8 protein-coding genes are annotated in these 12,116 nt (G+C 63.0%); all 8 read right to left on the reverse strand.

Annotation, left to right across the window (positions count from 1 at the left end; translation table 11 throughout):
• Positions 1 to 251 precede the first annotated feature (251 nt).
• Entirely contained in the window at positions 252 to 1,472 is a 1,221-nt protein-coding gene (locus HFC70_RS03790; protein WP_368669521.1) for a VWA domain-containing protein, read from the reverse strand.
• 77 nt (positions 1,473 to 1,549) lie between these two features.
• A complete protein-coding gene (locus tag HFC70_RS03795; RefSeq protein WP_168471881.1) occupies positions 1,550 to 2,428 on the reverse strand; it encodes a transglutaminase family protein in 879 nt (292 codons plus the stop codon).
• A gap of 3 nt (positions 2,429 to 2,431) precedes the next feature.
• Positions 2,432 to 4,849, reverse strand: coding sequence for a circularly permuted type 2 ATP-grasp protein (locus HFC70_RS03800; RefSeq protein ID WP_168471882.1), 2,418 nt, complete (start codon positions 4,847 to 4,849; stop codon positions 2,432 to 2,434).
• A gap of 4 nt (positions 4,850 to 4,853) precedes the next feature.
• Positions 4,854 to 8,183, reverse strand: coding sequence for a DUF2126 domain-containing protein (locus HFC70_RS03805; protein ID WP_168471883.1), 3,330 nt, complete (start codon positions 8,181 to 8,183; stop codon positions 4,854 to 4,856).
• A 155-nt stretch (positions 8,184 to 8,338) separates the two neighbouring features.
• Positions 8,339 to 9,487, reverse strand: coding sequence for an ABC transporter permease (locus tag HFC70_RS03810; RefSeq protein WP_168471884.1), 1,149 nt, complete (start codon positions 9,485 to 9,487; stop codon positions 8,339 to 8,341).
• On the reverse strand, positions 9,484 to 10,431 hold the full coding sequence (locus HFC70_RS03815; protein WP_168471885.1) for an ABC transporter ATP-binding protein: 948 nt from the start codon (positions 10,429 to 10,431) through the stop codon (positions 9,484 to 9,486). Before HFC70_RS03815 ends, HFC70_RS03810 begins: the two co-directional genes overlap by 4 nt.
• Positions 10,431 to 11,402: an HlyD family secretion protein gene (locus HFC70_RS03820; protein ID WP_168471886.1), complete on the reverse strand. Its 972-nt coding sequence runs from the start codon at positions 11,400 to 11,402 to the stop codon at positions 10,431 to 10,433. The genes HFC70_RS03815 and HFC70_RS03820 overlap by 1 nt, the downstream gene beginning before the upstream one ends.
• Complete coding sequence (locus HFC70_RS03825) at positions 11,399 to 12,022, reverse strand: TetR/AcrR family transcriptional regulator (RefSeq protein WP_168471887.1); 624 nt, start codon at positions 12,020 to 12,022, stop codon at positions 11,399 to 11,401. Before HFC70_RS03825 ends, HFC70_RS03820 begins: the two co-directional genes overlap by 4 nt.
• Positions 12,023 to 12,116 lie beyond the last annotated feature (94 nt).

Consider the following 12,116-nt stretch of genomic DNA (forward strand, 5'->3'; position numbering starts at 1 on the left):
CCGGCAGACGATCAGAGAATACAGTTTACGCATCGTTATGAAGGACTTGCAACAGACGATTTCGGCAAAAGCCAAAATGCGGGCGTCCCTTGCCAAGCGCTCGATAAGCCCCTGTATTTATTGCAGATCAGCGCGACGGTTCCGTGACGAAGAAAAACCGCGCCGCCCTGGGGGCAACGCGGTTTCAAACTCTGTTCTGCAACCGGCGGGCGACCCTTTGAGGGCGGCGCCTGAGCAGAGCGATTACCAGCTCACTGGGTCAGCCGGGTGGTGGCGAGAGAGGCCTTCTCGCCAATTTCCTTGAAGGCGGCGACCAAGTCCTCGGCATCGTTGGCATCGTAATAGTGGGACGTGTCTGTTGCGCAGTAAGCCAACAGCTCCTGGCCGCCCGACGGCGCCATGAAGGCGACGGAGTAGACTTCCACGCCGGCGGTTCTTGCCTTGTCGCAGGTCGCCTTGGTCTCGGTGTTGGCGCTGGCGTAGTTGTTGTCGCCATCGGTCATGAAAAGAATGAACTTGCCCGGATCGGTCTGGCCGTTCTTGTTGGTGTGTGCGGTGACTTCGCTCGACGCCGTGACCTTGGTATAGGCCTTCTCCATGGCGTCCGAGGAATCAGTGCCGCCGGTTGCCGTCAACGCGTTGACATAGGCAAGCGCCGTCGCCGTGCCCCATTCGAACGCCGTTTCGGTCTGCATCGCCGAGTTGTACGAGACCGCAGCCGTCCGGACGTATTTCTTATCCGGATCGGCGCTGTCGAGCTGTGTTGTCAGGTCGGCGACCGCGATCTTTAGGGCCTCTATTTTCGTATAGTATTTCGTGCAGGAATAGGTCTTGCCTTTTTTATTCGTGCAGGTGCCCGTGTAGGTCGTCGTGGTGTTCTCAGCCATCGAACCGGAGCGGTCGAGGACCAGGAACATCGACAGGGCGTTCTTGCTTTCGGTCGAACTCTGCGACGAACTACTGACTGCAACCTTGACGGAGTCATAGCCCAGAAGCCGGGTGAACGCGTTCATCGACACGGTGTAGTCTGCCGTGACATTCACGTCGAAGGTATTGCCCGTGCTGCCGTTCGGTGTTCTCTCGACCGTTGCCAGGGTGCTGTCTTCCAGTTCCTCGTTGAGGTTTTCCAGCGCCTGGTCGCCTTCGCTGCTGTTGAGATTGGCCATCTGGGCTGCCAGGAACTTCCGTGCGAGTTCCATCGCCTCTTCATCGGTGATGCCCTTTCCGGCAAGTGCCGAGGCCGCGGCGAGGGCTGCCGAATCGGCGGCGCCCTGCAATTCGGAGCGCACCTGCATCAGCTTGGTCATGTCCATGGCAATGCCGACCGTCGCCATGGCGACCGGAAGGATCAGTGCCGTCATCAGACCGAAATTGCCTCGTCTGTCATTGGCCAGACGCCGCAGCGTCCCGCGCTTTCCTGAAATGCCGATCATCATGTTCATCCATTTTTCAAGCACCGTGGATGAAGGCATACGAAGAAAACATCTCGTTCGACTTAAACGAATTGTTCAAGTTTTAACGATAAGGCGTCCGAAACACGCTGTTTGGGCTATTTTACCGGAACAAGATCGACGGATTGCTCCGTCTTGTGGCTTCCGTAGCTTTTCAGGACACCGATCACCGGGGCAACATCGGAATAGTCGCGGCCATAGGCGACGACCACGTGATCCATGCCGGCCGGGATGTTATTGGTCGGATCAAGCTCTATCCAGCCGGCGGTCGTGCCGCACCAGACGCGCACCCAGGCATGCATGGCGTCGGCGCCTTCCAGCCGCTCCTTGCCCGGTGGCGGAATGGTGCGCAGGAAACCGCTGACATAGCCGGCCGGTATGCCGAGGCTTCGAAGTGCGGCGATCATCACATGGGAGAAATCCTGGCAGACACCCTTCTTCAGGATGAAGGCTTCCTTCGGCGTGGTGTCGACGGTGGTCGCGTCGCCGTCATAGGCGAAATCGGTGTAGATCCGCGTGCAGAGTGTTTCGGCGATCTGGCGCACGGTCTGACCGGATTTCAGGCCCTTGCGGGCATAGGCGGTGATTTCAGGCACCTCGCCGATCCGCGGGCTGGTTCCCATGAAATGATGGGGCGAGGCCGGATCGAGCGACCAGTATTCGGCCAGCTCCAGCGGCAGGCGGTCGAGCAGCGGCGAGAAATCCGCCGCGATCGGCTGGCTCTCCACCTGAACGCGCGCCTGCATGCGGATGTCGAGCCTGTCGTGTGGCGAGCGAAACTGGATGGAAATCGCGGGATGCTCGAAGAAGTCGACGAAATTGGCTTTCTCGTCCGGCTGCGGCTCGATCGACACCGATCCGGCAATCAGGCGTTGACGCTCGGGCAGGGACAGCGGCAGCAGCCGCACGATATGCCGGGCGCCCGACGCCGGTGCGTCGTAGACATAGCCCATGTGGAGGGAAAGATCGTAAAGCATGTTCTATCCGAGATAGGTGCGCGCGAGGACGTCGGAGAGCTTTTCGAGCTCCGCTTCGAGTTTCTGGTAGATCTCCTCGCTCATGGTTTCGGGTGTCATGACGGCCAGTCCGGAATGCAGGCGCATGGCCTCGCGATAGAAGGTCGACATCTGGCCATTGACGAAGGCGTTCGGCAATTGCTCGACTTCGGTGCGAATCTCGTTCAGCTGGAACAAGATCGAGCGTGGGTTGAGCGGGTCGAGCGCCAGCAGGTCGGTAACCGTCAGGCGCGCGGTGTTGACGTTGTAACGCCGGCGGTGGGTCATGACGTTGTCGCCGATCTCCAACAGCATGTCGAGTGCGCCGTCAGGAGCGTCTTCGCCCGACATATGGCCGAGCAGCCGGGTCATGTGCAGGCCGCGTTCCAGAAAGCGACCGACCGTCAAGAAGCGCCATCCGGTAAAGCGGTACATGTTTTCGTGCACCAGACCGGCAAAGCCCGCCAGCTTGCGCAAGAGGATGGTCATGGCATGGGACGCATCGTCGCCCGGCTTGACGGTGTCGTGGAAGCGCCGTGCCGTCTTGGCCAGGTCGTTCAGCGCCAGCCAGCCATCGGGGGAAAAGCGATCGCGGATATTGCTGGCCGAATAGACCGCGCTGTCGATGCTGCGTAGCAGGCTTTCGGGCACGCCGCGGTCCATGTCCACGTCGGTCGCCGCGAGATATTCCGTGACATAAGCCAGCAAGGGCTGCTCAGGATCGGCGGTTTCGGCGAAACGCGCGTGCCAGGCGCGCAGGATGCGCAGGGCGCCTTCGGCCCGCTCGATGTAGCGGCCGAGCCAGAACAGGTTGTCGGCGGCGCGGCTCGGCAGGCTGCCCGGCATGTTGCGGGTGAAATTCTCTTCGGCCGGCAGCAGGGAGGTGCGTTCCACCGGCTTGTCGCTGACGATCCACACATCGGCGGCGCTGCCGCCCGATTGCATGGCGATGGCGGCAACATCGTCGCCGCTGCCGATGCGGGCAAAGCCGCCCGGCATGATCTGCCAGCCGTCGCGGGTGCGGGCCGCATAGACGCGCAGGCTCATCGGGCGCGGCGTCAGCTTGCCGTCGACGATGGCCGGCGTGGTGGACAGCGTCACTGCTTCCTGGCCGACCAGCTTGGCGCCGTCCGTTTCGAGCCATTCGGTGATCTTTTCGCGGGCGCTGCTGCGCAGCGTCGATCCGAGCACCGACTGGCCGTTATCGTCGAAAAACGGCAGGCGCGAAAAGGCCGGCCCGATCACCATGCGGCCGACATTGCGCGCCACATGCTCCCGTTCAGCCTTCTGGCCGCACCACCAGGTGGCGATGGAGGGAATGGCGAGGTCCTCGTTCAGCAAATGACGACAGATGGACGGCAGGAAGGCCGGCAGGGCGCGGGTCTCGAGAATGCCACTGCCCAGCGCATTGACGAAGGTGACCGAACCATTGCGCAGGGCCTGGACCATGCCGGGCGTACCGATATGGGAACTCTGGTTCAATTCCAGCGGATCGGCATAGGCGGCATCGAGCCTTCGCCACAGCACGCTGATCGGCTTCGGCCCGGCGACGGTGCGCACCATGACGCGGCCGTTGATGACGGCCAGATCCTCGCCCTCCAGAAGCATGATGCCGAGATAGCGGGCGATATAGGCGTGTTCGAAATAGGTCTCGTTGGCAGGACCCGGCGTCAGAACGGCGATGCGGTCCTCGTTGGTTTGCTTGTTGCCCTGCAGCGCATCGCGGAAGGCGCCGAAAAACGAGGCTAGCCGGTGTACATGAGTCTCGGCGTAAAGATCGGAAAAGGCGCGGGCGGTGGCAACGCGGTTTTCGAGCGCGAAGCCGGCGCCCGACGGCGCCTGGGTGCGGTCGGCCAGCACCCACCAGTTGCCGTCCGGGCCGCGGCCGATCTCGAACGAACAGAAATGCAGGTAATGACCGCCGGCCGGCTTGATGCCGACCAGTGGGCGCAGGAATTCCGGATTGGAGGCGACCAGCGCCGAGGGCAGAAACCCTTCCTCGACCAGGCTATTGCGATCATAGATATCGGCGACAATGGCCTCGAGCAGATTGGCGCGCTGCACCAGACCCTCCGCAAGGCCCTGCCATTCGGCATCCGAGATCAGCACCGGAATGTGGGAGAATGGCCAAGCGCGGTCGCTGCTGCTGCCGGCAGCGCCATAGGCGCGGTAGAAGACACCGGCATCGCGCAGATAGCGATCGGCCCGGGCAAAACGCTCATGCAGTTCGGCCGGCGTCATGCGATCGATCGCTGCGACGAAATTCTGCCAGACCGGCCGGATATTGCCGTCCGCATCAAGCATTTCGTCGGCAACGCCCGGCAGGGCCTTGTAGGTCTGACCCAGAGCCGCGCTCCTGTCCTGGGGTTTCTGGCTGCGTCCGGCAGCCGGTTGTTTCGCCATGTCGTCAGATGCCCTGGGGTCGCCGCAAGTCCAATGTGTGGGGGAATTCCGGCGAAACGGTCTCCGGCCACAGCGGATAGTGGCCCGCACTGTGCCCCCATGGTTCGAATCGCGCAAGCCGGCGGGCTTCCGCTTCGTTGCCATTCACAGGGAATGTATCATAATTGCGGCCGCCAGGGTGCGCGACGTGATAGACGCAGCCGCCGATCGAACGGCCCGACCATGTGTCGTAGACGTCGAAGGTGAGCGGCGTGTTGACCGGCAGGACCGGATGCAGGCCGGAGGCCGGCTGCCATGCCTTGTAGCGCACGCCGCCGACCGAGACGCCATTGGTGCCGGTCTTCGACAAAGGCACGCGCCGGCCGTTGCAGGCCACGGCGTAACGTTCCGGATTGCCGGTTTCGAGGCGGACCTGCATGCGCTCGACGGAGGAATCGACGAAACGCACCGTGCCGCCGATCGCACCCTGTTCGCCCATGACATGCCAGGGTTCGAGCGCCTGGCGCAGCTCCAGCTTGGCGCTGTCGTATTCGACCTCGCCATAGAAGGGGAAGCGGAATTCCAGCTGGGCTGCAAACCATTCCGGCTTGAAATCGAAACCGTGATCGCCAAGATCGGCCAGCACTTCGAGGAAATCCTGCCAGATGTAATGGGGCAGCATGAAGCGGTCGTGCAGCGATGTGCCCCAGCGCACCAGGCCGCCGCCGATCGGGTTTTTCCAGAAGCGGGCGATCAGGGCGCGGATCATCAATTGCTGGGCCAGCGACATGCGCGCATTCGGCGGCATTTCGAAGCCACGGAACTCGACGAGGCCGAGGCGGCCGGTCGGGCCATCCGGCGAGAACAGCTTGTCGATGCAGATCTCGGCGCGGTGGGTATTGCCGGTGACGTCGATCAGCAGGTTGCGCAGCAGCCTGTCGACCAGCCAGGGCAGGGGCGGCAATTGCCCCTGGCCCGGCATCGGGATCTGCGACAGGGCGATTTCCAGCTCGTAGAGGCTGTCGTGGCGGGCTTCGTCGATGCGCGGCGCCTGGCTGGTCGGGCCAATGAACAGGCCGGAGAACAGGTAGGAGAGCGAGGGATGGCGCTGCCAGTGCAGGATCAGGCTTTTCAGCAGGTCGGGACGGCGCAGGAACGGGCTGTCGTTGGGATTGGCGCCGCCGACCACGACATGGTTGCCGCCGCCGGTGCCGGTGTGGCGCCCGTCGATCATGAACTTGTCGGCGCCCAGCCGTGACTGGCGGGCTTCCTCATAGACGGCTTCGGTGGTGGTGACGCAATCCTCCCAGGTCGAGGCCGGGTGAATGTTGACCTCGATCACGCCCGGATCGGGCGCGACGCGGATGACATTGATGCGCTCGTCATGGGGCGGCGCGTAGCCTTCGATATGGATCGGCAGGCCGATGGCCGCTGCGGCATTCTCTGCCGCCGCCACCAGTTCCAGATAGTCCTCGATGCGTTCGACCGGCGGCATGAAGACGCAGAGGCGGCCGTCGCGCGGCTCGACCGACATGGCGGTGCGCACGGTGCCGGCGATTTCGCTCAACGTCTGTTCGATCCGCTCCTGCTGGCCGCCGTCATCGGCCTGAAATGAGGCCTCCGGCATGGTACGGCCGGCCGGCTTGATCTGCTCGGGCAGCGGCTTGCGCGGTTCCGATGGATCGGCCGGATGGATATAGGGAAACTGCGACGGCGGCACGTAGGGCAGGGTGCCGAGCGGCAGGCGATAGCCGACCGGGCTGTCGCCGGGCACCAGGAAGATCTTGCCGCGGCGGGTGCGCCATTTCTCGCTGACCCAGCGCCGGCCGGATGCTTTGGCATTCCAGGCCTGCACTGGCAGGATATAGCCGGACGGCGTGGTTAGGCCGCGCTCGAAGACGCGGGCGATGCGGTTGCGCTCCTCCGGGTCCTTGAGCTTGGAATTGGACGGATCGACATTTTCCGGCAGGCTGCCTTCCTTGATGATCCATTCGGCCGGGTCCTCATAGGCAGGCACCACCATGTCGCTGGAAACCGCCAGTTCTTCGGCAATCGCCGTCAGCAGCTTTTCGGCGTCTTCCGGCTTGGCGCCGGTCTTGGCACCTTCTTCGGCTATGAGGTCGGGATTCTGCCAGATCGGCAGGCCGTCGCGGCGCCAGTAGAGCGAGAAGGTCCAGCGCGGCAGGCTTTCACCGGGATACCATTTGCCCTGGCCGTAATGCAGGAAACCGCCGGGCGCGAAGCGTTCGCGCAGCTTGCGGATCAACTGGTCGGCCTTGTCGCGCTTGGTCGGGCCGACGGCATCGGTGTTCCACTCGCCGGACTGGAAATCGTCGATCGACACGAAGGTCGGCTCGCCGCCCATGGTCAACCTGACATCGCCGGCCGCCAGTTCCTTGTCGACCTTTTTGCCCAGCGCGTTCAGCGCGTCCCAGGATTCTTCGGAAAACGGTTTTGTGATGCGCGGATGTTCGGCAACGCGCTTCACCGTCATCTCGAAATCGAATTCGGTCTTGGCATGGCCGAAATAGCCGCCGGAAATCGGCGCGGCATTGCGGTAATGCGGAGTGGCGGCCAGCGGAATATGGCTTTCGCCGGTCAGCAGGCCGGAGGTCGGGTCGAGGCCGACCCAGCCGGCGCCGGGCAGGTAGACCTCGCACCAGGCATGCAGGTCGGTAAAGTCGACCTCGGTGCCCGACGGGCCGTCGAGGGCCTTCAGGTCGGGCTTCAGCTGGATCAGGTAGCCGGAGACGAAGCGGGCGGCCAGCCCCAGATGGCGCAGGATCTGCACCAGCAGCCAACTGGTGTCGCGGCAGGAGCCCTTGGCCAGCGTCAGCGTGTCCTCCGGCGTCTGCACACCGGGTTCCAGGCGGATGACATAGCCGATTTCCTGCTGCAGGCGGGCGTTCAGCCCCACTACCATATCGACGGTCGTTTGGCCGGGCGTCTTGTCGACGGTTTCCATGAAGGCGGCCAGGGCTGCGCTATCGGGCTCCGGCTTCATGTAGATGGCCAGATCCTCGCGGATTTCGGCAGGATAGGAGAAAGGCCATTTGGTCGCCTCTTCCTCGACGAAAAAGTCGAAGGGATTGTAGACCGTCATGTCGGCGACCAGATCGACCTCGATCTTGAACTCGGTCACCGGGTCGGGAAAAACGAATCGCGCCTGGTAGTTGCCGTAGGGGTCCTGCTGCAGGTTCACGAAGTGATTGGCTGGCGTCACCTTCAGCGAATGACTGAGCACCTTGGTGCGTGAATGGGCGGCGGGTTTCAGGCGAATGATCTGCGGACCGAGCCGTACGGGCGTGTCGTATTTATAGTGGGTGAGGTGATAGATACTTGCTTTGATCGACATGTCGCCCCTTGCCCGGTATGCCCGAACTTTACGCTTTTGCAGTTATTGCCACGATCTTGTGCAATGCACGCCGATAAAGCAAGGACGATCTGACGATAAACAAACCGGCCGGCATGCCGTCGGCAAGGCCTGGCGACAGCGGGAGCCGGTCTTTCTCAGTCCAGCGTGCGGCGGAACCGTTTGACCGCAATGGCCATGGCGACCATGGTCAGCAGCACCAGCATAGCCGTGTCGTAAGCCAGCACCTCGATTGAGGCGCCCTTGAGCATGATAGCGCGCACGATGCGGATATAATGGGTCAACGGCAGTGCCTCGCCGATCCCTCGGGCCCATGCCGGCATTCCGGCAAAGGGAAACATGAAACCGGACAACAGGATGTTCGGCAGGAAGAACATCATCGCCATCTGCACGGCCTGCAACTGGTTGGCGGCGATCGTCGAGAAGGTGTAGCCGATCGACAGGTTGGAGACGACGAACAGCGCCGTTATGGCCGCAAGCGCCGCCGGATTGCCGAGAATAGGCACGCGAAAGACGAAATAGCCGGCGGCAATGATGATCATCGCCTGCAACAGGCCGATCATCACATAGGGTGCGATCTTGCCGAGCATGATCTCGATCGGCTTGATCGGCATGGAGAGCAGGTTTTCCATGGTGCCGCGTTCCACCTCACGGGTCACGGACAAGGCCGTGAAGATCAGCAGCGTCATGGTGAGGATCGTCCCGAGCAGGCCGGGCACGATGTTGAGCGTCGAGGAGCCTGCCGGATTGTAGCGGCGGTGCTGGACGATGGTGAAGGGCGGCTTGCTCGCTTCTGCAATCGTGATGTGGCGGTCGTGTTCGAGGGCGGTGGAAATGATGCCGGACAGGGCGCCGAGCGCCGAACTCGCGGCCACCGGATCGGTCGCATCGGCGGCGACCAGCAGGGAAGGATTGTCGCCGCGTCGCACCGCACGCTCGAAGCCTGCCGGGATCTCGACGACGAAGAGCGCGCTGCCGGATTCCAGCATGCGATCCATGTCCTCGGCCCTTGTCAGCACGGCGCGGATGTCGAAGAAATCGGTGTTCTTGAGCGCTGCCAGGATCGAGCGGCCGATATCGCTGTTTTCCCGCATCAGGACCGCCGTCGGCAGGTTGTGCGGGGTGGTGTTGATGGCAAAGCCGAACAGAAACAGCTGCATGACCGGGATCATCACCATGGTGGCAAGGGTGATGCGGTCGCGGGTCATCTGGATGAATTCCTTGACGGTCATCGCCCAGAACCGGCGCAGGAAACCATTGCCGTTATCGTTGCGGGCCGCCGTCATTGGAAATTATCCTTCGAGCGGTTCATCAGTTCGATGAACGTGTCTTCCAGCGTCGGCGCGCTTGGCGTCCACACGAGATCCTGCCGGCTGCGGAACGGGGCGATGGCGTCGAGCAGCAGGGCATCGTCGCGGCCGCAGACATGCAGGCTGGTGCCGAAGGGCGCGACCATATCGATGCCGCGACGCTTTTCCAGATCGGCCTGCAGCTTGTGCACACCGGCACCAGATACGGTCCAGGTGTGCAGGCCCGTCGAGGCGATGACCTCCTCGACGGTGCCGCGCACCAGCAGCTTGCCATAGGCCATGTAGGCGATTTCGTGGCAGCGCTCGGCTTCGTCCATGTAATGGGTGGAGACCAGCACCGAGAGACCGTCGGCGGCAAGGGCGTGGATCTCGCTCCAGAATTCCCGGCGCGCCTTGGGATCGACGCCGGCCGTCGGCTCATCCAGCAGCAGCAGGTCCGGCTCCGGCAGGATGCAGGCGCCCAGCGCCAGCCGCTGCTTCCAGCCGCCCGACAGATTGCCGGCAAGCTGGTTCTCCCGGCCGCCGAGGCCGAGCCTCTCGATGGCAGCCGTCGCTTTCTGCCGGGGTGCGGGAAGATTGTAGACGCGGGCCACGAATTCCAGATTCTCTCGGATCGACAGATCCTGATAGAGCGAGAATTTCTGGGTCATGTAGCCCACCCGGCGGCGGATGCTGTCCGACTGGGTCAGGATATCGTAGCCAAGGCAGGTGCCGCTGCCGGAATCCGGGGTCAACAGGCCGCAGAGCATGCGGATCGTCGTCGTCTTGCCCGAGCCGTTGGGACCGAGAAAGCCATGGATGCTGCCTTTTCGGACGCTGAGGGACAGGCTGTCGACGACGATGCGTCCGTTGAAGCTCTTGGTGAGATCTTTAACGTCGATCACCAGTTCGGCAGCAGGCGGAGACAAAGAGGGTGTCATCACCGTGGGTCCGATGCGGCAAGGGTGACGTCCACCGGAAGGCCGGGTTTCATGGCTTGTGGGTTTTCCGGTACCGCCTCGACGCGGTAGACCAGCTTGGCACGCTCCTCAAGGCTGTAGATTTCCGGCGGCGTATATTCGACGCTGGTCGAGATGAAGCTGATCCTTGCCGTGGTCGACGGACAGCCGTCGCAGGTGACGCGCACCTGCCGGCCCCGTTCTATGCCGGCCATGTCGGTCTCGGCGACGAAGAAGCGGATGCGGATGGCGTCGGGTGAGAGCAGTGCTATGACCGGCCGACCGGCCGGCACGACCTCTCCGGCCTTGTAATAGACCGTCTGGACGGTGCCGGTGGCCGGTGCCGTTACGGAAAGGCGCGCCAGCGTGTCCTTGGCTTCATCCAGTTCGGCCCTGGCGACGGCGACCGTCTCCTCCATCTGCTTGATAGCCTCGTCGCGGGAGGGTAGCCGGGCCAGCACGATCTGACCGCGGATATTGTCGAGCGCTGCCCGGTTGGCGGCCTCTGTGGCCACGGCCGCGTCCAGATTGGCGCGGGTCACCGTTCCGGCATCGGCCAGCGCCCGTGCCCGCTGCAGATCCTGCACGGCAAGGGCCAGTTCGGCTTCGGCCTGCCGCTCGGACGCCTGAAGGATGGTGATTTCCTCGGGTCGTTTCTGGGCGATGACCGCCTGCTGATATTGCGCCTGAAGAGCGGCCAGGTTGGCCGTCCTTGCCGCCACCGCCGCCTTGGCTGTCGTATCGTCTTGGCCGAAGATCGGCGCGCCGCTTTCGACCGGGTCGCCTTCCGCGACGGTGACGGATGTGAGGCGGCCGGCGGTTTCCGGGCCTATGAACAGCAGGTCTGCCTCGACCCAGCCCTGATAGGGACGCTTGGCGCCATTTTCGAAATAGAGCGGCAAGGCGACAAGTGCGGCGCCGATGACCAGCAGCAGGAGGGCAATGCGCTTCATGATGCATCTCCTTGGGGAGGCAGGAAGAGAGTGTCGAGAAAGGCCTCGAACAGGCCGCGGCTGTCCAGATGCTCATAGGGCTCGAACAGCGTGCTCCAGATGATGGACAGCAGCACCGGGGCGAACACCACCTGCGGGACGGCTGCGACCTTGGCGCTGCGCAATTCTCCGCGTTTGGCGGCGCGCTCCAGCACGGCGCGCAGGATCCGCAGGCCGACCGTCATGACGTTGCGATGGTAGAATTCGGTGACGACGGGAAAGAGCTGGCCCTCGGCCAGCAGCAGGCGCAGCATATGCCGCCGCTCGGTGCCGAGAATTTCGGTCTGCACCAGTTCGTAAAGGCCGGCCACCATGGCGCGTGACGACATGGCGTCGTTTGCCGCCAGCACTTCCATCCGAGCCAATATCGGCGAGGCCATGCCGGAGGCCAGCGATGTGAACAACGCCTCCTTGTCGGGAAAATGCAGGTAGACGGTTCCCTTGGCGATGCCGGCCCGGGCGGCGACGTCCTCGATCCTCGTGGCGGCAAAACCGCGTTCGGAAAACAGGTTCAGTGCGGCGGCGAGGATTTCGGCGCGTCGCTCCTGCGGATCCCGTCGGCGTCTCGATTTCTCGGTCATGCACTTGATTCCAATTATGACTGACCGGTCATTCATTATCGGAATCGTGTGAAATTGGCAAGTCGTAATTAAGAAAAAAGACCCGCGAAGCAAG

Source organism: Agrobacterium sp. a22-2 (assembly GCF_012276985.1).
Lineage (GTDB): Bacteria > Pseudomonadota > Alphaproteobacteria > Rhizobiales > Rhizobiaceae > Allorhizobium.